This is a genomic window from Cellulosimicrobium sp. KWT-B, from assembly GCF_002127155.1.
Classification (GTDB): domain Bacteria; phylum Actinomycetota; class Actinomycetes; order Actinomycetales; family Cellulomonadaceae; genus Cellulosimicrobium; species Cellulosimicrobium funkei.
On the sequence record NZ_NEDO01000004.1, the window covers coordinates 237,917 to 261,246 of the forward strand.

Annotated in this window: 18 protein-coding genes; 6 read left to right on the plus strand and 12 right to left on the minus strand. The window is 72.6% G+C overall.

Translation table 11 applies throughout. The annotated features are described in order from the left end of the window. Positions 1-25 precede the first annotated feature (25 nt). From B9L22_RS13855 to B9L22_RS13885, 7 genes are read right to left on the minus strand one after another with little or no spacing between them, the layout of a single operon-like run. Positions 26-1,987: a DUF6541 family protein gene (locus B9L22_RS13855; RefSeq protein WP_086150820.1), complete on the minus strand. Its 1,962-nt coding sequence runs from the start codon at positions 1,985-1,987 to the stop codon at positions 26-28. Continuing rightward, the gene (locus tag B9L22_RS13860; protein WP_086150821.1) at positions 1,984-2,835 is read right to left on the minus strand and encodes a glycosyltransferase; all 852 of its coding nucleotides are present in this window, start codon (positions 2,833-2,835) and stop codon (positions 1,984-1,986) included. Before B9L22_RS13860 ends, B9L22_RS13855 begins: the two co-directional genes overlap by 4 nt. Next, entirely contained in the window at positions 2,828-3,820 is a 993-nt protein-coding gene (locus B9L22_RS13865) for a glycosyltransferase (RefSeq protein WP_233140127.1), read from the minus strand. Before B9L22_RS13865 ends, B9L22_RS13860 begins: the two co-directional genes overlap by 8 nt. Further along, entirely contained in the window at positions 3,813-5,936 is a 2,124-nt protein-coding gene (locus B9L22_RS13870; protein ID WP_086150823.1) for an acyltransferase family protein, read from the minus strand. The genes B9L22_RS13865 and B9L22_RS13870 overlap by 8 nt, the downstream gene beginning before the upstream one ends. After that, the gene (locus B9L22_RS13875) at positions 5,933-7,927 is read right to left on the minus strand and encodes a DUF6541 family protein (RefSeq protein ID WP_086150824.1); all 1,995 of its coding nucleotides are present in this window, start codon (positions 7,925-7,927) and stop codon (positions 5,933-5,935) included. Before B9L22_RS13875 ends, B9L22_RS13870 begins: the two co-directional genes overlap by 4 nt. Continuing rightward, positions 7,927-9,237: a nucleotide sugar dehydrogenase gene (locus B9L22_RS13880; RefSeq protein ID WP_086150825.1), complete on the minus strand. Its 1,311-nt coding sequence runs from the start codon at positions 9,235-9,237 to the stop codon at positions 7,927-7,929. The genes B9L22_RS13875 and B9L22_RS13880 overlap by 1 nt, the downstream gene beginning before the upstream one ends. Before the next feature lie 56 nt (positions 9,238-9,293). Continuing rightward, positions 9,294-10,460 (minus strand): hypothetical protein, encoded by a 1,167-nt coding sequence (locus B9L22_RS13885; RefSeq protein WP_086150826.1) that lies wholly within the window; start codon positions 10,458-10,460, stop codon positions 9,294-9,296. A 70-nt stretch (positions 10,461-10,530) separates the two neighbouring features. Here B9L22_RS13885 and wecB point away from each other — a divergent pair, with 70 nt between their 5' ends. Further along, positions 10,531-11,598, plus strand: a complete 1,068-nt coding sequence (gene wecB, locus B9L22_RS13890) for a non-hydrolyzing UDP-N-acetylglucosamine 2-epimerase (protein WP_086150827.1) — start codon at positions 10,531-10,533, stop codon at positions 11,596-11,598. A gap of 92 nt (positions 11,599-11,690) precedes the next feature. After that, on the plus strand, positions 11,691-13,076 hold the full coding sequence (locus B9L22_RS13895) for a lipopolysaccharide biosynthesis protein (RefSeq protein ID WP_086150828.1): 1,386 nt from the start codon (positions 11,691-11,693) through the stop codon (positions 13,074-13,076). Between the two features lie 55 nt (positions 13,077-13,131). Here B9L22_RS13895 and B9L22_RS13900 read toward each other — a convergent pair whose 3' ends face one another. The 4 genes from B9L22_RS13900 to B9L22_RS13915 are packed head-to-tail and all read right to left on the minus strand — an operon-like array spanning position 13,132 to position 17,047. Continuing rightward, entirely contained in the window at positions 13,132-14,343 is a 1,212-nt protein-coding gene (locus B9L22_RS13900) for a glycosyltransferase family 4 protein (RefSeq protein ID WP_086150829.1), read from the minus strand. Between the two features lie 6 nt (positions 14,344-14,349). Beyond that, a complete protein-coding gene (locus B9L22_RS13905; protein WP_086150830.1) occupies positions 14,350-15,354 on the minus strand; it encodes a Gfo/Idh/MocA family protein in 1,005 nt (334 codons plus the stop codon). Continuing rightward, the gene (locus B9L22_RS13910) at positions 15,354-16,454 is read right to left on the minus strand and encodes a DegT/DnrJ/EryC1/StrS aminotransferase family protein (RefSeq protein WP_086150831.1); all 1,101 of its coding nucleotides are present in this window, start codon (positions 16,452-16,454) and stop codon (positions 15,354-15,356) included. Before B9L22_RS13910 ends, B9L22_RS13905 begins: the two co-directional genes overlap by 1 nt. Next, the gene (locus B9L22_RS13915; protein WP_021479751.1) at positions 16,451-17,047 is read right to left on the minus strand and encodes an acyltransferase; all 597 of its coding nucleotides are present in this window, start codon (positions 17,045-17,047) and stop codon (positions 16,451-16,453) included. Before B9L22_RS13915 ends, B9L22_RS13910 begins: the two co-directional genes overlap by 4 nt. A 156-nt stretch (positions 17,048-17,203) precedes the next feature. On the opposite strand from B9L22_RS13915, the gene B9L22_RS13920 reads away from it, so the two are divergent. The 4 genes from B9L22_RS13920 (at position 17,204) to B9L22_RS13935 (ending at position 21,153) form a co-directional block, all read left to right on the plus strand. Then, on the plus strand, positions 17,204-17,923 hold the full coding sequence (locus B9L22_RS13920; RefSeq protein ID WP_086150832.1) for a glycosyltransferase family 2 protein: 720 nt from the start codon (positions 17,204-17,206) through the stop codon (positions 17,921-17,923). A gap of 10 nt (positions 17,924-17,933) precedes the next feature. Next, on the plus strand, positions 17,934-18,356 hold the full coding sequence (locus B9L22_RS13925; protein WP_086150833.1) for a DUF2304 domain-containing protein: 423 nt from the start codon (positions 17,934-17,936) through the stop codon (positions 18,354-18,356). Between the two features lie 75 nt (positions 18,357-18,431). Further along, positions 18,432-19,712, plus strand: coding sequence for an LCP family protein (locus B9L22_RS13930; protein WP_233140130.1), 1,281 nt, complete (start codon positions 18,432-18,434; stop codon positions 19,710-19,712). A gap of 4 nt (positions 19,713-19,716) precedes the next feature. Then, entirely contained in the window at positions 19,717-21,153 is a 1,437-nt protein-coding gene (locus B9L22_RS13935; RefSeq protein ID WP_086150834.1) for an LCP family protein, read from the plus strand. Positions 21,154-21,156: 3 nt separating this feature from the next. Here B9L22_RS13935 and B9L22_RS13940 read toward each other — a convergent pair whose 3' ends face one another. Continuing rightward, entirely contained in the window at positions 21,157-23,307 is a 2,151-nt protein-coding gene (locus tag B9L22_RS13940) for an acyltransferase family protein (RefSeq protein WP_086150835.1), read from the minus strand. Positions 23,308-23,330 lie beyond the last annotated feature (23 nt).

Genomic DNA, 23,330 nt, shown 5'->3' on the forward strand with positions numbered 1-23,330 from the left:
CAAGCCTCCTGGTCGCACCGGAGGTTCATCCGCACTCCTGGATCTCGTACACGCGCGCCGAGCCGCCCTCGTCGACGAGGGCGAAGTCGCCGGCGGGCGGTTCGGCGTCCAGACCCTCGTAGAGGTCGTGGGCGGGATGCCCGACGGAGTACAGGTCCGGGTCGACGTAGAGATAGCGAACACCGAGTCGATCGAGCGCGGCGCACACCGCGGGATCGGTCTCGATGTCGTCGAAGTGCAGACCCAGGTACGCCGCGTCCGGCTCCCACCGGCCCCGCACGTGCGTGTACACGACGTCGACCCCGCCGACCGCGTACGCCAGCGCGCTCCCCGTGAAGGGGTCGCCGAGAATCCTCGCGTCCTCGGGCAGCTCGTCCCCGAGCCGCTCGAGCATCGCGAGCTCGTCCGCCGAGGCGAGGATGTTGGTGGCGCCGCCGTAGACAGGACCCGCGTAGCCGCCGGAGACCTCGTCCGTCCGCATGTCGAGGCGCAGCCAGCCGGTGCCGACGACCAGCAGCGCGACGAGCCCGACCGTCGTGACGGCCGTCGTGCGTGCGCGCGCCTCCGGCCACCGAGAGGCCACGGCGCGCCCGACGAGGACGGCGGCGCCGACGACCCCTGTGCCGGCGAGCACGGCGCCGAAGATCGGTACGAGACCCGCCAGTCGCACGACGTCCGCGTACCACGGCCTCAGCAGGTCCCGGAGCCCCAGGGTCGTGTCTGCCGCCAGCGCGAAGAGCCCGAGCGACACCGCGTACGAGACGACGGCCCACCGTCCTTGCCGGAGGACGAACAGGGTGACGGCACCGGCGACGACGAGGACGGCGAGAGCCCAGCTCCACGAGCCGCCCGTCCCGGCGCTCCCGAGCCCGCCGTCGCCGACGGCCTGGACGACCGCGTCGGCGACGGAGCTCGTCCGCTGCCGGTCGTACACCCCGACGTTGGACGCGAGAACCCACCAGACGGCGGCCCAGCCGCCGAGCCACAGCAGGAGCGCGATCATCCGAATCGTCCTGACCCGAGCCGTCTGCTCGCGGAACCCGACGACCGCCGCGGCGACCAGAGCCGGCGTGACCAGGACGGCGTACGCGAGGAGGCCGCTGGGCTGAGCCAGGGCCACGGCCACGAGGGCGGCCGCCGCGGCGGCGGCGGGCGGGACCCGGTCGACCAGCGTCCGCTGTGGTGCGCCGCGGGACCGCCCTGCAGCGACCACGGTCAGCGCGACAGCCGTCGGCACGAGCGCGTAGGCGAGCGCGTTGGGCCAGAGCGTCCCCCAGGTGACCATCCGCTCGGGGAACGCGACGAAAGCGGCGGCAGCGACCGGGGACGCGAGCGATACCAGCGGCCAGGACGGCGTCACGACACGGGCCAGCGCGACGACGGCGAGCGGCCACACGAGGCCGACGAGCACGAGCGTCGTCGCGTTCGACGCCACGACGACCGAGTCCGTCGTCGACAGGGAGACGACGGAGTGCCACGCGCCGGGGTAGAAGCCTCGCCCCTCGACCGTGTTCGCGACCACCCCGAGGTCGAGCGACGACGCGTCACCGGAGTCGAGGATGTGCCGTATGGCATTGAGGTGGAAGACGCCGTCCCACGTCTGGGGCGGCAGGTCTGGCTCACCGATCCCGCGCCGGAGCGCGACCACCGCGGACACCGCGGCGATCCCGACCCCGACGACCGCCCACACGTCGCTCTTCCGCACTCCGACCGCGCCGACGGCGGTGCGCTGCCGGACAGGTCGGAGCAGCACACCTGCAGCGGCGACCGTGATCGCGACGCTGACGGCGGCGCTCAGGCGGTCCCACGACACGCCGACCGCTCCGAGGGCGATCGGCCACGCCGCGAGGAGCGCGACTGACAACGGGGGCGCGGCGAGCACTCGCCACGATCCGCGAAGCCCGATCGCCCAGCCGAGGAGCACGCCGGGCACGACGAGCCACGCCAGCGCGAGCGCCAGCTCGTCGGCCGCCTGCCACCAGCTCATGCAGCGGTCCCGTGGTGCGTCCGCCCCAGCATGAAGCGTCGGTACGAGCGACGACGGATCGGCTCGGGCACGAGCCGGTAGCCACCGCGGACCAGCACGTTGCGCACCGCCTGCAGCGACGTCGTGAAGCCGAGCCTACGGAATCGCCGCTGCAGCTCGATCTCGGACCGGAGGATCTCCGCCCCGCCCCGGCGGGCGTACGCGCCCGCTCCGACGCGGTAGAGCAGCAGAGGCTCCGGCAGGTTCGCCGGACGAGCACCGCCGTGGAGCATGCGGGCGAAGAGCCAGTAGTCCTCCAGCAGCGCCAGGTGCTCGTAGCCACCCGCAGCCTCGACCGCGGCCCGGCGGAAGACGACCGACGGGTGGTGGAACGGGGAGCGCAGGCGCGCCGCCCGCACGATCTCCTGGGTGCCGACCGGAGGGACTCGCACCGCCCCTGGGTCGGCCTCGTCGTCCTCGAACTCCTGGATCGCGGTGCCTACCACGTCGTGGCCGCGGACGAGGAACGGGATCTGCCGCGCGAACCTCTCTGGTCGGCTGACGTCGTCCGCGTCCATCCGGGCCACGATGTCGTGGGAGCACGCCCGGAGGCCCGCTTCGAGCGCTTCGGCGAGCCCACGGTTCTCCGGCAGCACGACGAGACGAACCGGTACGGGTGACTCTCGCCGGATCTGTTCGAGCGCCTGTTCGAGCGGCGCGCCGACCGGGCCGTCCTGCACGACCACGAGCTCGGCCGGGCGCAGGACCTGCTCATCGGTCACGGAGCGCGCCGCGCGCACGAGGTGGGCCGGGACGTCGCGATGGTAGACGGGGAGGAGCACCGAGAACTCGGGCGGGACATCAGTCACCGCTCTGGTCCTGCCGCCCTGTCTCGAGGCAGCGCACGTCGTGCGTGACCGGACCTGCCCCGCTCAGCGCGACGGAGGTGGCCCGCGGTCTGGTGAGCAGGCCACGGCGCAGCCCGCGCAGACCGACCGTGCGGAGCAGATCGCGGTCCTGCGACCTGGCGACCGTCCGGCCCCAGCGGCGCAGCGAGGCGCCGAGGTAGAGGACGCGTTCACCCGGCGAGAGGGACGGGGACCGCGTGAGCATCCACACCTTGTTGCGCACCTCGTAGAAGAACCGCTCCCCTGGGTCGGCGTCGGTCGCGCCGAAAGTCCTCGTGCGGTGCTCGACGACGGAGCTCGGCACGTACAGGCCGGTCCCGTGACGGAGCAGGCGAGCCGAGAACTCGAAGTCGTCGTTCCAGATGAAGTAGTCGGCCACCGGCAGGCCGTGGTAGCGGACGGCTCGCGCGTCGACCAGCATCGAGACGAACGACGAGGACCGAACGGGCACGGCGCCCGCGGCCCGGGCGCGCGCGATCTGGGTGCCGGACGCCCACGGACGCTGTCTCGGCGTGTTCATGGGGTGGTCACGGCCGTCGTGCCAGACGACGCGGCTGCCGAGGAGCGCGACCGGGCCCTGGTAGGCGTCTCGCGCGCGGAGGAGCTCGGCGAGCGCCGTAGGCGTGGGGATCGTGTCGTCGTCCATGAGCCAGACCAGGTCGGCTTCGAGCGCCTCGAGGGCGTGCGCGATGCCGGCCGCGAAGCCTCCTGCGCCCCCGGTGTTCCGCGACAGCTCGAGGACGGTCGCGGACACCGGATGCTCCGCTGCGACGACGGCTGAGTCGTCGTCTGAGGCGTTGTCGACGACGAGCACGGCGTCGAGCGGGCGAGTCTGCGCAGCGAGCGCATCGAGCGCATCGGTCAGCAGGTCCCGGCGGTTGTAGGCGACGACGACGGCGACGACGCGGTCGGCGCCCGCGGGGCGCGGGGCGTGGTGGTCAGGCACGGGCAGCAAGGCTACCGGACGACGCGAGCCCTTCATCGGCGTCCGCACCCGCTCTGGCGAGCACCGGCGCCAGCGCCTCACGCACCTGTGGCAGGGTGCTCTCGACGTAGGTCCGGGTGAGGTGCGTCGTCTGCCGGTAGACGAGCACGTCGCCCACCACGGGCCAGCACGTCTGCGTGCACACCGCGGAGGTCAGGTCGACCACCTCGACCCCGTCGACACCGTCGGCAGCGAGTCGCTGCACGGGCGCCGCCGATCGCTCCGTCCCCGCGTCCCGGTCGAACGCGCACTCGACCAGGGCGTCCGGATGAGCCGCCACGCACTCGTAGACGTTGCCCTCAGGGTGCGGGTTGTCGAGCACGACGCCTACCGTCGCGCCCCGCGCGCGCGCCGACTCCCACACCGTGCGCAGCCCGTCCACCATGGCGTCGACCGAGGTCCCTCCCGAAGGGTCGATCGCGTCGCTCTGGTACTGCGAGGTCAAGATGACGGCGGGGTCGAGCCGCTCCAGCTCTTCGTCGAGACGCTGGTTCCACTCGACGCACTCGTCGTACGGCTCGCCGTCGATGTGGGGCGTTGCCGCGGTCCAGGCGCACGAGGTCTTCGTCAGGACGACGAGCTTCCACCCCTGCTCGCGCGCCAGCCGGTCGAGCACCGGCTGCCACTGGAGCATCTTGGAGTCGCCCACCGCGGCGACGGTGGTCGTACCCTCCGGATCCCCGTAGACGCACGTCGAGAGGTCGGTCGCCTCCTTGACGGCTTGGCAGCCGTCCGCGTACGCGACCGGGAGGTCCTTCGGCGCTGCCACGGGTGTCGGGAGGACGGAGCCGGTGAGCGCCCGCGGCGGCAGCGCAGCATCGCCAGCCAGGAGCGCACTCGCACCGCGAGCCTCTGCGCGCTCCGCCTCCGTGGGCGCCTTCGCGTCGGTCGTCACGGCGAGCACCCCTCCGGTGACCAGGCCGACGGCGGTGAGCATCGCGCCGAGCGCGAGCGACCGCCTCGTGCTGCCGGCGAGGTACGGCGTCCTGCGGACGGGGTTCTCGAGGAGGTGCAGGCTCAGCCACGCCGGGAGCACCGAGACGAGCACGACCGCGAGACCCTCCAGCGGCCCGATGTCTCCCCAGACGGCCCGGGCGAAGACCAGCAGCGGCCAGTGCCAGAGGTAGAGGGAGTACGACAGGCCACCGACCCAGACCATCGGCCTCGTGCCGAGCGCACGAGTCAGCGCTCCGCGCGGCCCACCGCTGCCTGCCGCCAGCACCAGCACCGTCCCCAGGACGGGGAGGAGCGTCGCCAGGCCGGGCCACGTACGGGGCTCGGCCAGCACGAACGCCGCAGCCACGAGCAGCACCGCGCCTGCCCATCCCGCAGCGGTGAGCGCACGCGGCCGCCATCTCCGGACGCCGGGCAGGACGATCGCCAGGAGAGCCCCTGCGGCGAGCTCCCACAGCCGGGTCGTCGTCACGAAGAACGCCGCTGGGCTGCCGTCCTCGAGCAGCGCGAACGCGAACGAGACCCCTGCCAGGACCGTCAGGAGCACGAGTGCCGGACCGCGGTACCCCGTGCCGCCGAGCCGGCGCGCGACCAGGACCGCCGCGACGAGCACGAGGGGCCACAGGACGTAGAACTGCTCCTCGACCGCGAGGGACCAGAAGTGCTGGACCGGGGACGCCCCTGCGTCTTCCGCGAGGTAGTCGACGGCTCGGGAGGCGAGGACCCAGTTGACGACGTAGCCCGCCGCCGCCGCGACGTCCCAGCCCGCGTCGTGCCGTTGCGTGGGGGGCAGGAGCACCGCGGAGAGCACCGCGCACACGACGAGCACGAGGGCCGCCGCGGGAAGGAGCCGGCGCGCGCGCCGGGCGTAGAAGCCTGCGATCGAGAGACGTCCCGTGCGGTCGATCTCCCGGAGCATGACACCGGTGATGAGGAAGCCCGACACGACGAAGAAGACGTCCACTCCCGCGAACCCGGCGTCCGCGCCCGGCACCCCTGCGTGGTACAGCAGCACCGCGACGATCGCGACGGTACGGAGCCCCTCGATGTCGCCACGGAAACCGCCCCGCGGCTCCTGCGTCACGTCGGCGGCCGCCCGGACGGCGCGCGCGGTCTCCGTCATCCTTCGCCGCCTGCCTGCACGTCCTCGCACGCCGTGATCCGGTAGACCGTCGTGACGTCGGACGAGAGCACCTCCACGAAACCGGTGGAGGTGTCCACGTCGAAGAGGCCGGGGGAACGCTTCCCCATGCTCGTGCCCTGCACCTGGGCGGGGGGCTCGGAGTAGAAGTGGGTGACGCCCAGCCGGCGGACGATCTCGCAGACCCGCGGGTCCCCGTGGATGTCGCGGAAGTGCTCGCGCAGGTAGGTCTGGTCGTCCGAGGAGCCCGCACCGCCGATCTGGGGAAAGACCACGGGCACCCCGGCAAGCGCATAGGCGTAGGCGGCTCCTGTGAGAGCCTCACCGAGCAGCACGGCGTCGTCCGGCAGAGTCGTGTCCATCTCGTCCAGCATCTCGCGTTCCTGCGGCGTCACCATCGTGCCCCAGGCAACCACTCCCGGCTGGTAGGCGGCCGCGAACGAGTCTCGCCGCTCCCCGGCCCTGAGTCCCGACGTCGAGACGAGAAGAAGCGCCACGACCGCGCCCGCGACGAGTCCCTGCACGACGGCCGCCCGCCGCGGTGAGACGAGCCTGCCGCTTCGGCGCAGGACGCGGGCAGCGCCTGTCGCGAGCACGCTGATGCCAACCGCGCCCAGCGGCGCGGCAGGGACCGGGAGGAGAGCACTGATGCGCACATGGCTTCTGTACCAGAACCCGCTCAACCACCGGAACGCGTTCTCGGGTCCCGCCGCAAGCACGACGAGGCAGACGACGGCGAGCAGCGAGACGACGAGCCAACGACCCTCCTTCAGCACGAAGGTCCCGGCGATGCCGACCACGATGACCGCGAGCAACCCGACGCTGAGGAAAGGTCGCTCAGCCGGGGGAAAAGCGAGCAGCGTCGTCTTCCAGGCATCGGACGAGCTCATCCGACCAGGCCGGTCGTAGTTCAGCACCGAGTCGAAGGCTCCGGTACGCGCCGCCACCACGACCACGAGCACCGCCGCCGCGACACCCAGAGCACCCAGCACCGTCGCGGTGATCGCGTGACCCCCCCGCCACTGCCGGACCAGGGCCCGCACACCCCGGCCGACGACCAGGGCGGAGAGGAGCGCGACGAGCGCGAAGACAGCGCTGCCGTGCGCGAGCACGGCACCGAGTGCCGCGACAGCGGCGACGGCGAGCCCGACCACGTACTGCCACGGTGACTGTCCTGACCGGGTGGCGAGCACCACGAGTGCGCACACACCGGGGAGCAGCGCCACCGAGTACCCGTTCGGCCACTGCCCCGACGTGCTGAACGTCCAGCTCGGGAACGTGATGAACGCTGCGGCGAGGACCGGTGCGAGCATCGCGACGAGCGCGCGGGACGGAAAAGCGGCGCGCGCCAGGCCAGCGAGGCCGACCGTCCACACGCCGGCGCCCAGCACGAGCGACGAGGCGTTGGCGGCAGCCGGGATCGAGGCCCATGGGGTGACCGCCACGACGGAGTGCCACACCGCGGGGTAGAAGATCGATCTGCCGCCGTCGCCATACATCGGGGAGAGACCGCCGAGAGACGAGGCGTTACCCGTGTCCCGGACGGTGGCGACGGCATTGAGATGGAAGACACCGTCCCACTGCTGGAGCAGGGCGTCGGGTCGCGCCATGCCGGCCTTCATGCTCCACGCGAGGAACAGGGTCACGATCGCGACAGAGCCGACCACGGCGAGACCCTGGGCGCGGGTCGCGTCGGGGCCCCACCCGAACCGGACGCGTCGGCCGGCCCACCCGACCAGCGCAGCGGCCGCCCAGGACGCCGCCACGAGTCCGAGGACGCTCGCCAGCGTCCATGGAACTCCGAGACGTCCGAGGGCTACGGCCCCGAGCCCCAGGATCGCGGCGCCGACCGCGGGGCCGCCCGCCCACGCGTACAGCCCGCGGACGCCGACAAGCCGGAGCACGACGGTCCCGGGGAGGACGAAGAGGGCCGCCGACGCGAGAAGGGCGGGAATCAGGTCCCACCAGGACATCAGTCAGTGCCCACCGGCGTACCCGCGCCCAGCACGCTGCGGGCGACCCCGTGCCACGAGGAGAGGTCGACGAGCCGACGGCCGTCGACGAGCAGCCGCACGCCCGGGAAATCGGTCGGGACGACGTCGCGGTACTCACGGTGGTCCGCCTGGACCAGCACGACGTCCGCGGGCTCGCCGAGCCGGTAGGGCGTCAGTCCCAGAGCCTCGAGCTCCTCCTCCGAGAACATCGGGTCGTGCACGACGGCTCGCGCCCCCCGAGCGGCCAGCGCCTCGACGGTCGGGAACACCCCGGAAAAGGCGGTCTCCTTCACCCCGCCCCGGTAGGCTGCGCCGAGCACCGCGACCGTGAGTCCGTCGAGGCTCCCCAACGTCCTCGCGGCGGACTCGACGACCTGAGCCGGCATCCCGGCGTTGACGCGACGTGCCTCCCGGACGATCGAGGCGTCGGGGTCGACGGACAGGTAGAGGCGGGGGTAGACGGGGATGCAGTGCCCGCCGACCGCGATGCCGGGACGATGGATGTGGCTGTAGGGCTGGGAGTTGCAGGCCTCGATGACCGCGTGCACGTCGATGCCCTGCGCATCGGCGAAGACTGCGAACTGGTTCGCAAGCCCGATGTTCACGTCGCGGTACGTCGTCTCGGCGAGCTTGGCCAGCTCCGCCGCCTCCGCGCTGCCCAGGTCCCACACGCCGTTCGGGCGCGGCAGGTCGTCGCGCTCGTCGAACTCGAGCACCGCCTCGTAGAACTCGCGGGCGCGCCGCGCACCCTCGGCGTCGAGACCGCCGATGAGCTTCGGGTAACGGCGGAGGTCCGCGAAGACGCGCCCGGTGAGCACGCGCTCCGGTGAGAAGACGAGGTGGAAGTCGCTCCCCTCGACCAGGCCGGAAACCCCCTCGAGCAGCGGCTTCCACCGGTTGCGCGTCACACCGACCGGGAGGGTGGTCTCGTACGAGACGAGGGTCCCGGGCGTGAGGTGCTCCGCGAGCGAGCGCGTCGCCGAGTCCATCCACGCGAAGTCGGGCTGCGCCGTCTCCTCGTCGACGAACAGCGGGACCACCACGACGACCGCATCGGCACCCGGCACGGCATCGGCGTAGTCGGTCGTGGCGCGGAGCCGCCCGTCGGGCACCAGCAGCGCCAGCTTCTCCGCCAGCTGCGCCTCACCCGGGAAGGGTTCGCGCCCGGAGTTGACCGACTCGACCACCTCGGGGTTGATGTCGACCCCCACCACCTCGTGACCGCGATCCGCGAACTGGACCGCCAGGGGAAGACCGATCTTGCCGAGTGCGACGACGGCGATACGCATGGTGATTCTCTCGTCCTGCTGGGTGGAAGGGGTGGGCGCGCGAGCGCGGGGCAAGCCTACAAGCCTGGAGAGGCCCCTCGAGGCCCGAGAAGACGCTCGATGATTCCCGCACCGACCGCCGCGTCCGCCTCGAAGCTCAGCTCCCGAGACGCGGCGTCCGACGCTGCTTTCGCCGCGCGCACGGACTCGGCATCGAGCGCCCGGAGCGACGCCGCGCAGTCAGCAGGCTCGAAGCTCTCGCTGACGAAACCGAGCCCGTACTTGTCGACGAGCGTCGCCATCTCGACCGACGGCCCGATGGCGACAGCGAGGCGCGCCTGGACGTAGTCGAAGAACTTGTTCGGGAGGGCGAGGCGCGCGTTGGTCTGCGTCGGCGGGATCCAGTGGACACCGACGTCGTAGACGTTGAGGGCGTCCGGCAGCTCGTGGGGTCGCACAGGGTCCCGGAACGTGATGCGGTCGCAACCCTTCGCGCGCTCCTTCAGGGTGCCCAGATACCTTCCGCCGTCGGCCGCAGGTACCAGGAGCAGATCGAGCGTGAAGCCAGGACCGAGCTCTCGGACGACGTCGATGATCGTCTCGATGTTCCGGCTCGGTTCCGCCCCGCCGCTGTGGACGAGTCGGATGGGCGAACCGTCCGTGGGTGATGGATGCAGGTCCTGCCAGGGCGACGAGTTGCGCATCACCTGCGCCTCGACCCCGAAGCGGTCTCGGTACAGCTCCGCGATCGCGCCTCCGACCGTCGTCACGGCCGCTGCGCGCGGGAGGTACGTCGCGCAGAGGTGAGTCATGAACGGCGCGACGAGCAGCCGCCAGGAGAGCACCTGCGTCCGCTCCTCCGGAGCCCACTCGTGCATGTCCGCCCAGACCGGTGCGCCGTGCGCGACATCGAAGGCGAGAGCGAGGATCCGGGCCTCGTTCGCGACCACGAGGTCGAACCGGTGGCCCTGGAGCCGACGCTGTGCCTCCGCGACCGCGGGTGCCGCGAGCTCGGCGGCCCGGAACCGCCGCGCGGCAAGCAGCGCGACGCCACGCGGCGTCTGCGGGAGCGACGTGAGGTTCTGCGGGATCTCGAGGTGCTCCGTGGCGAGGTCCGGGCGCGGACCGTACCCCACCGTCGTCACGTCTCCGACAGCGGCGAGCACCTCGAGCTGGCGGAGCACCCGCGCATCACGGTGGATGGGCGACAACGAGAGGCAGAGGATCCTGGGACGAGTGCTCACGCAGGCACTCTAGCGGGGCGGTGGGAGCGGCTGGTCGGGCTCCTCGCCCAGGCCAGTAGACTGCGACCCCGTGAAGGTCATGAGCATCGTGGGAGCCCGTCCGCAGTTCGTCAAGCTCGCGCCCGTCGCCACCGCGATGGCCGCTCACGACGACGTGGAGCATGTCATCGTGCACACCGGCCAGCACTACGACCCCATGCTCTCCGACGTCTTCTTCCGCGACCTCCAGATCCCGTCCCCGGACGTCCACCTCGAGGTGGGCTCCGCCGGCCACGGGAAGCAGACCGGCGCCATCCTCGCCCGGATGGACGACGTGATCGCCGAGCAGGGTCCCGACTGGGTCCTCGTCTACGGCGACACGAACTCGACGCTCGCTGGAGCACTCTCGGCGGTCAAGCTCGGGGCACCCGTCGCCCACCTCGAGGCGGGACTGCGCTCGTTCAACCGCCGTATGCCCGAAGAGCACAACCGGGTCCTCACCGACCACGCCGCCGACCTCTGCCTCGCCCCCACGGAGGTCGCCATGGGGCATCTCCGATCCGAGGGTCTGGCCGACCGCTCCGAGCTCGTGGGCGACGTCATGACCGACGTCCTCCACCTCGTGGCGAGGCGGGCCGACCACCAGCCCGTGGTGGTGGCAGACCGGGGATGGCACGACGGCGACTACTACGTCGCGACGATCCACCGGGCCGAGAACACCGACGACGTCGCGCGTCTCGACTTCGTCCTCCGCGCCCTCGCCGGACTCGACCGACCCGTGCTCCTCCTCGCGCACCCACGGCTCGTCGCCAAGGCTGCATCGGCCGGCCTGGAGCTCGCCCGCGGAGCGATCGTGCCGACCGCCCCCTTGCCCTACCCGGAGCTCGTGGCGGCCGTGTCGCGGAGCGCCGGCGTGGTCACGGACTCGGGCGGCCTCCAGAAAGAGGCGTTCCTCCTGCGCGTGCCGTGCACCACGATCCGTACGGAGACGGAGTGGGTCGAGACCGTCGAGCTCGGGTGGAACGTACTGGCCAACTCGGAGAGCGCCGTCCGCGAGGCGGTGCTCCGTCCCACGCCGGCGGCGACGGACGCGACGCCCTACGGAGACGGCGCAGCCGCCGTCCGCGTCGTGGACGCACTCCGCCGCCACGCGGCCTGAGCACCGCCGTGTCGTCGGAAGAGGAAATCGGCACGACGAGCACGAGAGCGCGGTCCGGCCGCTTCGACCTGGTCCTGTCGACAGCAGGGACAGTGACGGGCGGCGTCGTCAGGTTCCTCTACAACGTCGTCATCGGCAACGTCCGCGGCCCCGCTTTCCTGGGCGTCGTGGGGAGCGCGCTCTCCACCGCGATGTTCGCCGCCGTGGTCTACCCGCAGGCGGTCGCCACGGCGGCGACGACTTTCGTCTCCCGGGCCGGCGGCCGGCCTGAGGAGGCCCAGGACCGTCCCGAGGCCGTCGCGTGGTACCTCGCGAAGCACCTGGTGCTCGTCGCGCTCTTCGTCGGCGCCGGAGCCGGCGTCGCGGCATGGCTCCTCACCCAGCGCGGCGCGCTCTTCGCGTTCGCGACGGGGCTGCTGACAGTCGGCTACTCGGCCTACATCTTTGGCCGCTCCGTACAGTTCGCCACCTACCGGGCTCGCCGGGCGGTGGTCGCCGACGCCGTCTCCGGGCTGGTGGCGCTCGCTCTCCTCGTGCTCGTGCTCCTGCGCGAGCTCGACGACCTCGTGCTCCTCCCGCTCGCCCTCGGCTACGGGGCCGCCGCAGCGATCACCTGGCCGCGCCGCTCAGGCCCGATCTCCCGGGAGCTGCGCACGGAGCTCCGGCGCTTCATCGCCATCGGGAGCGTGGGCGCGGTCGCGAGCGGCGGCTTCCTCCAGCTGTCGATGGTCGCGGCCAAGATCCTCGGGTCGCCCGACGATGCCGGCCTCTACGCGGCGGCGCTCTCCATCGCCACACCGCTGTCGATGGTGTCCACGGCCATCGCGATGGTGGTCGTCCCCGCGATGGGCGCTGCGGTGGGTCGCTCCGACATCACCGGCTTCCGGCAGGTCGTCGACCGCGCGGCGCGAGGCGTCTCCGCGCTCGCCCTGGCCGGGTTCGGCATGATCGCCGCCCTCAGCCCTGTTCTCGTGGCTCTCTTCTACCCCGACGGCTACTCCGGAGCGGTGCCCCTCCTCGCCGTGCTCGCCGCCGCCATGCTCTGCCTGACGTCACGCATGCCGGTGACGAACGCCCTCGCTGTGCGCTCACCCGTCGGTATCCGCACGACCACGACCGTCTCGCTCGCCGCGACGGCGGTCGGAATCGCGGTGTGGGCGCTCGCCGGTCCGCGGTTCGGCGTAGCCGCCGTCGCCGTCGGCGTCCTCGCCGGGAACGTCCTGGCCCTCGTCTGGCTCACCGCGACCGTCGCGCGTCAGGAGTCGATGCCCTGGCTCTCCGCGACCCTGCGCCACGGGGTGGTGCTCGTGCTCGCCGTGCTGCTCGCCGTCGTCGTGGCCCTCGTCGACCTCTCCGTCGGGGCAAGCGTCGTCGTGGCCGCCGCCTACCTCGCCCTCTGGGCCGTCCTCGTGGCCGTCCCGGACCGCGGGGCGCTCCTAGGCCTGCTCGGGGCGGGCCGCGGCCGCGGCCGCGGCTGATCGTGCGCCCGAGACCCGGCACCGTGCGACGGGCAGTCGGGCGCGACGCGGCCGGTCAGCGACGGCGCGAGGTGGGTGTCGCCGCGTCGAGCACGAGCTCGGCCGCTCGACGCCCGGTCGCCTCGGCGGACGCGTTCCGGCGCACCCAGTCGGCGAGCTCCGTCCGTCGCTCCCCGCTGGGAGCGTCACGAAGCGCCGCGACCATGGCGGCCGCCACCTGGTCCTCGTCGTAGTCGGTCGCCCAGCCGAGGCGTTCGTCCTGCACGGCCCGATGCGCTGGGCCCGGGCCCGCGAAGACGACAGGCGTCCCGCACGCCACGGAGGCAAACACCTTGGTGGGGAACGCGAAGTCGTACCCCAGCCCAGGGCGCAGGCTGACGAGCCCGGCGCGCGCTGATGCGAGCGCGGCGGCGGCCTCTGCCGGGGGGACGCTGCCGCGGAGCTCGACAGAACCCGGGGGGAGCTGAGCAGCGACCCGCTCGATCTCCCGCCACTCCGACCCCTGGCCGAGGAACACCAGCCGCGCGTCCGGCACCGTCGCGAGCACCTTGCGGAAGGCGGCGACGAAGATGGACGCCCCCTGCCACTCCGAGGCGGTCCCGGCGTACACGAGGGTGGGACGGCTGGCGGTCCCCTGCTCGGCCGCGCCCGGTTCCACGGTCTCCGGGCCAACGGGCCGGAAGACGGTCGTGTCGATCCCGTTGCGCACGACGGCGACGTCTCGGCCGCCCAGAGCGCTGACGCGTTCGGCGACCCCGTCGGACACCGCGAGCACCCGGGACGCACCGCGGAACGCGAACGACTCCATCGCCCGGACGACGCGGCGCACCACGCGCGGCGCATCGGTCGACTCGGTGGCATCGGACCAGACGTCAGCGGCGTAGTAGACGTACGGGACGCGCCGCAGCGCGCACGCGACGCGCACGACCACGCCCGTGGTCGGTGGCGGTTCGACGACGACGACGTCCGGCCGGCGGCGCAGCGACAGGACCCGGAAGAACGCCGGCACGTCGAACGAGAGGTAGCAGGCGTATCCCCGCACGTAGCCCTCGGCGTCCCGCAGCACCGGGAACCGACGCACGTCGGCACCGGCGTCGTCCCCGGCCTCCTGGCCTCGCGGTGGGCACACGGTGAGCACGGTCGGGGAGGCGCCGGACCGGACGAGCGCGCCCACGAGAGCCGACAGCCGAAAGGACGCGGCGGCGGGCTCCGGGGCGAAGATGCGAGAGACCAGGAGAGGGCGGGGCGGGCCGCCGACACGTGCCACGCTGGCTCACTCCGCCGTGTCGTCGGCGATGTGCACGGCGCGGCCGGTGCGCGCCGACTCGAGGACGGCCTCTGCCACCTCGAGGGTGCGCAGCCCTTCCCGCATCGTCACCACGTCCTGCCGCAGACCGAGCACGGCGTCGCGGAAGGCCTCGTGCTCGACACGGAGCGGCTCCCGCTTGGCGAACGCGTACCGCGTGACGTCGCCCTCGGAGACGCCCCGGAACGCCGAGACGGCCTCCCACTCCGTGGGGATGACGCCGTTGGCGTAGAACGTGAGGTCGGCGGTGCCGGTGTCCGCGACGAACGCACCGCGCTCCCCCGTCACGATCGTCACCCGCTCCTTCATGGGTGACAGCCAGTTGACGACGTGGTTGGTCACGACGCCGTTCTCCAGCCTGCCCGTGGCGGTGACCATGTCCTCGTGCGGGCGTCCGCTGCGGTGGGTCGTCTGCGCCGCGACCGAGCGGTACGGGCTCTGCGCGACCCAGGCAGTCAGGTCGATGTCGTGGGTGCCGAGGTCCTTGACGACGCCGACGTCGGCGATGCGCGCGGGGAAGGGTCCCTGGCGCCGAGTCGCGATCTGGAAGACCTCGCCGAGCTCGCCGGCCTCCGTGCGACGTCGCAGCTCCTGGAGCGCGGGGTTGAAGCGCTCGATGTGCCCGACGGCGCCGACCAGCCCGGCGTCCTCGAACGCCGCGGCGACCTTGCGCCCGGCGTCGCTCGTCGCGGCGATGGGCTTCTCGACGAGGGTGTGGACACCGGCGGCGGCGAGGGCGAGCGCCACGTCCTCGTGGAAGACGGTCGGGACCGCGACCACGGCCATCTCGATCCCGGCGGCGATCAGCGCCTCGACGTCGGGCAGGACGTCGAGGTCACCCGACACGCCGTAGGGGTCGCCGCCCGGGTCGGCGACGGCCACGAGGTCGACGCCGTCGATCTCGCGGAGCACCCGGGCGTGGTGCCGGCCCATGGCGCCGAGCCCGATGAGGCCTGCGCGGAGGTCGGCCATCACGCACCTGCCTTCACGACGGTGTTGACCGCGGTGACGATGCGGTCGAGGTCGGCCTGGGTGAGCGACGGGTGCACGGGCAGGGAGATGACCTGCTGCGCCGCGATCTCGGTCTCCGGCAGGTCGAGCCCCGGCGCGAAGTGCCGCAGGCTCTCGAGCCGGTGGTTGGGGATCGGGTAGTAGACGCCGGAGCCCACGCCGTGCTCCTCCCGGAGCGCGGTCACCACGCCGTCGCGGTCGTCGGCGACCCGGATCGTGTACTGGTGGTACACGTGCACCGCGCCGTCGGCGACGGGCGGCGTGACGACGCCCTCGAGGTTCTCGGTGAGGAACGCGGCGTTGCGCCGGCGGTCCGCGGTCCAGCCCTGGACCTTCGTGAGCTGGACCCGGCCGATCGCCGCGTGGACGTCGGTCATGCGGGCGTTGAACCCGACGACCTCGTTCGCGTACTGACGCTCCATCCCCTGGTTGCGCAGCAGACGGACGTTGCGGGCGACCTCGTCGGTCGCGCACGACACCATGCCGCCCTCGCCCGACGTCATGTTCTTCGTCGGGTACAGGCTGAACATCGCGAACGTGCCGAACGAGCCGACCTGGTGGCCGTCGAGCGTCGCACCGTGCGCCTGGGCGGCGTCCTCGAAGAGCAGCAGGCCGTGCTCCTCGGCGACCGCTCCCAGCGCCGTCATGTCCGCGGGGTGGCCGTAGAGGTGCACCGGCATGATGGCCTTGGTGCGCTCGGTGATCGCGGCGCGCACCGCGTCGGGCGACAGGCAGAAGTGGTCCGGCTCGATGTCCGCGAACACCGGCGTCGCACCGGTCAGCGCGACCGAGTTCGCGGTCGCCGCGAACGTGAACGACGGGACGATGACCTCGTCGCCGGGGCCGATGCCCGCGGCGAGGAGGCCCAGGTGGAGCCCGGAGGTCCCGGAGTTGACGGCGACGCACGTGCGCCCGCCGACGAGCACGTCGGCGAACTCCTGCTCGAACGCAGCGACCTCGGGGCCCTGAGCGATCATCCCGCTGCGCAGGACGCGGTCCACTGCCGCGCGCTCGTCGTCCCCGACGATCGGCTTCGCCGCGGGGATCAGTGTCTGGCTCATTCGGCCGCAACCTCTCTGATGGACTCGTCGTGCTCTTCGTAGCGGGCGCCCGTCACCGGGCACACCCAGTGGTCGCCCTCCGGCCGCAGGGGCTGGCCGGCACGACCCACCCAGCCGACCCGCCGCGCAGGCACCCCGACGACGATCGCGTGGTCGGGGACGTCCTTGGTGACCACCGCCCCGGCGGCGACGGTGGCCCACGCCCCGACCGTTACCGGAGCGACGCAGACCGCCCGCGCGCCGATCGCGGCGCCCTCGCCGATCGTCACGCCGACCGCGTGCCAGTCGTCGGCGCTCTTCAGCGAGCCGTCCGGGTTGACCGCGCGCGGGTAGGTGTCGTTGGTGAGCACCGCCGCGGGACCGATGAAGACGCCGTCCGCGAGGGACGCCGGCTCGTACACGAGCGCGTAGTTCTGGACCTTGCAGTGGCGCCCCATGCGGACCCCGGTCCCGATGTAGGCGCCGCGACCCACCACGCACGCCTCCCCCATCGTGACGCCCTCGCGCACCTGCGCGAGATGCCAGATCTGGCTGCCGTCCCCGATCGACGCGTCGTCGGCGACGTCGGCGCTGGGGGCGATGCGAACACCCATGCTCGTGCGGCTCCTAGGTAGAGAGTGGGGCAGGCCCGCCACAGGGCGCCGCATCACTGTAACGGCACGTGGCGTGGGCAAGGCTACCTTTCGGCCTGAGGCCCGGACGAGCGACGAAGGTCCTGAGGAGCCCGCAGCTCCTGCGACAATATCGCCATGCATTCACCGGACGCCGTGACCGCGGGCGCCGCAGCCACCCGGCCCGACCCGCAGGACGACGTGTGGCTCGTCATCCCGTTGTTCAACGAAGCGACGGTCATCGCCGACGTCGTGAAGAACGCCATGACGGTGTTCGGCCACGTCGTCTGCGTGGACGACGGCAGCTCGGACTCGTCGGCGGCGCGGGCGCGCGGCGCGGGCGCGACGGTCCTTCGCCATGCCGTCAACCTCGGCCAGGGTGCCGCGCTCCAGACAGGCATCGAGTTCGCCCGAGAACAGGCTGGCTGCCGTTACATCGTCACGTTCGATGCCGACGGACAGCACCGGGTCGAGGATGCCCTCTCGATGGTCGAACAAGCGCGCCAGGACGACCTGGCGATCGTCTTCGGCTCCCGCTTCCTCGACGACCGGACGAAGCCCGGACTGATCAAGCGCCTGGTGCTGCGCACTGCAGTCTGGTTCACGAACCAGAGCACGGGCCTCCGTCTCACCGACGCGCACAACGGCCTCCGGGTCATCCGTTCAGACGCAGCGGCGGGCGTCGACCTCCACCAGGACCGGATGGCCCACGCCAGCGAGATCGTCCTCCAGCTCGGACGGACGGGTCTGCCCTGGGGCGAGCATCCCGTGCACGTCCTCTACACCGACTACTCCCGCGCAAAGGGTCAGTCGCTGTGGAATTCAGTCAACATCCTCGTCGACCTGGTCTTCAAGTAGGGACACGCACATGCTCATCCAGGTCCTCCTCGTCGTCGCGATCGGCGTCGTGACCATCTTGCTCACCCGTTCGACCGCGAACGCCCGGCACCAAGCGATCCGACGGCTCCTTCTCGTCGGGTTCGTCGTGGTCGCGGTGCTCTCCGTGATCTTCCCGGAGTGGCTCACCTACTTGGCGAACGCCCTCGGCGTGGGTCGAGGCACCGATCTCTTGCTCTACGCGCTGGTCATCGCCTTCGTCAGCTACATCGCCACGAGCCATCGCCGTTCCGCGCTGCTCGAGCGCAAGCTGACGGTGCTGACGCGCGAACTGAGCCTTGCCGAAGCGGAACTCCGACGCGTGGACGACTCCCTCGAGCACGACGAAGCCTCCGAGGACGGTGCGGCCGTCGAACGGCACGCACCAGAGAAGGACGGCACCAGCGCGCGCTGACCTGCACAAGTCCTCTACGGGCTGAGCCCCGGCCGCGCGCGGGGACGATGCACGCGCGGCCTATGCTCGACTCCCGTGACGTCCCGTACCCGTGCCCAGGACCGCGCCGAGGCGGCAGCCTCGTCGGCGCGCGGGCCCGCGCACGCCCGGACGCAGCGCTCGCACCGTGTGGCGCGCACGGTCGGTCTCGTCGCCACCGCGGCGCTCGCGTTCGGGGCGGTCGGCGGGGCGTCGGCGCTGTCGAACATCCAGGGCAACATCACGTCGTCGGGCGCGCTCGACCTGCTCGACGACCGTCCCGCGCAGACCACCCCGGACCCGAGCGACCCGAACGCCGGGAAGCCGCTCAACATCCTCGTGATGGGGTCGGACGCGCGCGGCGGGGAGAACGGCCACGAGGTCGAGGGCGTCGAGGGCATGCGCTCGGACACGACGATCCTCGTGCACGTGTCCGCCGACCGCTCGCGCGTGGAGATGATCTCGATCCCGCGCGACTCGCGCGTCGACGTGCCGGCGTGCACCACGACGAACGGGAAGACGACCGCGCCGGCGAACACGCGCTTCAACGCCGCTTTCGCCAACGGGGCGACGGTCGGCGGGGACGTCGACTCCGCGGCGGCGTGCACGGTGCGGACCGTCGAGAGCCTCACCGACGTCTTCGTCGACGGCTTCGTCGTCGTCGACTTCGCGGGCTTCCAGAACATGGTGTCGGCGATCGGCGGGGTGCGCATGTGCATCCCCGAGGCGATCGACTCCCCCAAGGCGGACCTGCAGCTCGCCGCGGGGTGGCAGACGCTCGACGGCGCCCAGGCGCTCGGCTTCGCGCGCGCCCGGTACGGGGTGGGCGACGGGTCGGACCTCAGCCGCATCGGCCGGCAGCAGCAGCTCCTCGCCGCGACGGTGAACCAGGTGCTGTCGAAGAACGTGCTCTCGGACCTCGGCCAGATCTACGGCTTCGTCGACGCGGGCACCAGGTCGCTGACGATGAGCGACAACCTCTCGTCGATCCCGAGCCTCGCCGGGCTCGCCTTCAGCCTCCGGGGCACGTCGAGTGGCAACATCACCTTCATGACCGTTCCCCACGCGCCGGACCCGCGGGCTCCCGACGCGAAGGTCGTCTGGACGCCGGAGGCCGACGAGCTGTGGGCGAAGGTGCGCGCGGACGAGCCGATCGTCGCGCCCGCACCCGCGGCCGACCAGCCGGCCGACGACGCCGCGACCGACGCGCCACCGGCCGCCGAGGGCGACGACGCCCCGGCGCCGGTCACCGCCGCGGACGAGCCCGCGCCGGTGCAGACGAAGGAAGCCGGCAAGGAGGCGTTCTCCGCCGCCGACGAGACCGCGCAGTGCGGGTGATCCCATGACCGACTCCCGCGACCCCCGCTCGCTGCCCCCGAGCTTCACGCCCCAGGGCGGCCGCTCGCCCCGGCCCACCTCGGCCGACGACGCGATCGCCGTCGGGAACAGCGGTCGCCCCCGCCCGCCGGCCCGACCCGTGCCCGACGACGCCGTCCGGGCCGAGCCGCGCATCCGGCGTCAGTCCTCGCGGGAGATCCCCGTGACCCCCGCCCGCAAGGGCACCCCGCCCCCGGCGCCGCCCGCAGGGCGCACGCGCCCCCGGAACGAGCCCGCGGCCTCGGCGCTGCCCCCGTCCGTCGCCCCGACGCGGTCGCCCGAGCGCTCGGCTCCCGCCCGCGTCTCGTCGTCCCCGCACGCGAGCGCGCGCGCCGCGACCGCGAGCCCGGGACGGGGCCCCGCGCCGGTGTCCCGTCCGCGCCCGGGCGGTCCCGGCCGCCCCGGCGACGGCCGCTCGCCGTCGACTGCCGGCGCGTCCCGTCCGGGCGGCGGCTTCCGCGTCCGCAAGGGCCGCATCGTCGGGCTCGTCGCCGGCGTCGTCATCGTCGCGCTCCTCGCCTGGCCCGTCGGCCTCCTCATCTGGGCCAACGGCAAGATCCAGCACGTGGAGGCGCTCTCCGGCGCTCCTGGTACCGCGGGCAACACCTACCTGCTCGCCGGGTCCGACGCGCGGGGCGACGGCATCAGCGAGGACGGCACCGAGGGCGCCCGCACCGACACGATCATGGTCCTCCACGCGCCGCCGAGCGGGCCGGTCGCGCTCATCAGCCTGCCGCGCGACACGTACGCGGAGATCCCGGGCAACGGGTCGAGCAAGCTCAACTCGGCGTACTCCTGGGGCGGTCCGGCGCTGCTCGTGCAGACCGTCGAGCAGCTCACCGGCCTCACGGTCGACCACTACGTCGAGGTCGGGTTCGGCGGTGTCGAGGGGATCGTGGACGCCGTCGGCGGCGTCGAGCTGTGCCTCGACTACGACGTGGACGACCCGAAGAGCGAGCTCGTCTGGACGGCGGGCTGCCACGTGGCCGACGGGCACACCGCGCTCGCCTTCTCGCGCATGCGGTACTCGGACCCGCAGGGCGACATCGGACGGGCCGAGCGTCAGCGCCAGGTCATCGGCGCGATCAGCTCGCAGGCGGCGAACCCCAGCATCCTCTTCCGCCCGGGCGACCAGGTCTCGTTGCTCGACTCCGGGCTCGGGGCCCTCACCGTGGACGAGAAGACCGGCATCGTGGACCTCGGCAAGCTCGCGCTCGCCTTCCGCAAGGCCAACGGGCCCGACGGCATCACCGGCACCCCGCCGATCTCGAACCCCGACTTCCGCCCCGGCGGCAACCTCGGGTCGACGGTGCAGCTCGACCCCGAGACGGTCGGCCAGTTCTGGGTCGACATCCGGGACGGCAACCTCGCGCCCGGTCAGGTGGGCGGCCTCCCCCGGTAGCGCTCACCACCACCCGGTCGCGGCGCCGAGCCGCTCTTCGAGGACCGGACTGAGCGTCACCGCGTACGTCGCAGTCAGGTGATTGTCGTCGCGGTACACGAAGCGATTGCCCTGGACCGCGCGGCAGACACGCTCGGGGCACAGGACGTCGTTGAGGTCGAGGGCTGTCGCGTTCCAGAGGTCCTGGACAGCGTCGACGGCGGGGTCGACGTCGTCCAGCACGTCGCTCCAGGCGAATGCGCACTCGTCCGACTCCCAGCCGTGGACGGCCACGCAGTCCGGCATCCACACCGGGAACCAGGGGTTGTCGCGGATGGCCACGACCGGGATGTGGTGCTCGGCGAGACGCTCCCACGCGCGGACATACTCGTCCGGCACGACCTCGCGCGGCGACTCCGACAGGGACGGGCGCGTGGAGGTCGTGATGACGAGGTCGGGCTTGATCGACAGGACGTAGTCGAGAGCCTGCCCCTGCCAGGTCGTGCACTCGCCGTCCCCCGTACCGTCCACGGGATCGATGAAGAGGCACCCGGCCTTGAGGACCGGCACGATGCGAAGGCCGCGCCGTTCGGCCACAGGCTCGAGCGCGGCGAACCAGTGTTCGCTGTGCGAGGCGCCGACCAGAGCGACGACCGTCGACGCCTCGGCGGGGCCGTACGAGCACTGCTTGACGTCGCTCTCCCCGTTCCCGGTCATGCAACCGTCGGCGACGACACGTGACGTGTCCTCGGCCACCGTCTCCAGCGCGGGCACCGGGTGGACGGGCGAAGCGCCGTACACGCCCGGCTCGAGGACTGAGAGCGCGCCCGGGTAGACGGTGACGTCCATGTCCCGGACCGCCCCCTCGTAGGCACGCTGGACCCACGCGACATGGGCGTTCCACGCGATCGGCGTCAACGCGACGAGTGCGGTGACCGCCGCGACCACGGTACGCGTCGCCCCCCAGGCCCGCGCTGCGGGTAGCCCGGTGAAGACACGCTGAGGCCGACGGAGCGTGTCCTCGACGAAGTGCTTCGTCAGTGCGGCGAGCACGGCCGAGAGAAGGAGCACGCCGGCCCCCGCCAACCATCCCACGGGACGGTCCCGCACCACGACGGCGAACACGAGCACCGGCCAGTGCCAGAGGTAGAACGCGTACGCGTAGCCACCGGCACGTGCGACGGCGGGCTTACCCAGGAGACGTGACACGGATCCCGCCGGCGCTGCGTGGCCCGCCGAGGCGCCTGCGACGACGACGAGCGCCGCGCCGGCGAGGGGGACGAGCGTGGCGGGGCCCGGGAACAGCGCCCCGCCGTCCACCAGGACCCCGCTCGCGACGACGAGGGCCACGCCGACCCAGCCCACGACGACGGCCCACCGGCCGTGCAGACGGACCCGCGCCACGAGCACCGCGAGCACCACTCCCGCGAGGTACTCCCACGCGCGGGCAAACGTGTCGTAGTACGTGAACGCCTGGTCGGCGCGCACACCGAGCGCCGCGTGGACGAACGACGCGACGGCGAGGACGACCACGGTCGCGTGCACGACGGCGAGCCGCCGCTCGACACCGGCACGGCCCGCCAGCCACCAGACGATCAGGAGCAGGACGGGCAGCCCGACGAAGAGCTGGCCCTGGACCGAGAGCGACCACACGTGCTGGAGCGGGCTCTGGGTGGCGTCCACGGCGCCGTAGGCCTGCTCGGCAGCGGCGAGCCGCCAGTTCTCCACGTACAGCAGGGACGCGAGCGTCTCGCCGGAGACGCCCGTCCAGCGGGTCCGTGGCAGCAGGGTCGCGCTCGCGACGAGGACCGCGGCCAGCACGACGGCGAGCGCGGGCAAGAGCCGGCGCGCGAGCCGCGGGACGTACGTTCGCAGCCGCACCGGCGTGCCGCGGGCGAACGAGCGCAGCAGGCTCCCGCCGACGAAGAACCCGGAGAGCATGAGGAAGACGTCGACCCCGCCCGAGACCCGGTGGACCCAGACGTGGTAAATGGCGACGAGCACCACGGCGAGCGCACGCAACCCGTCGAGGTCGTGCCGGTAGCCGTCCCGGGCCGGGGCGCTTCGCGGGCGGGCGTGCCGCGGGACCAGGCCCGTCGGCGGGGCGACGGTCTCCGGGGTCGCGTGGGACGACGCCGTCGGCGTCGTCCCGTAGGACAGGTGCGGTACTGCCACGTGCGCGTTCTCCGGAGGGGTGT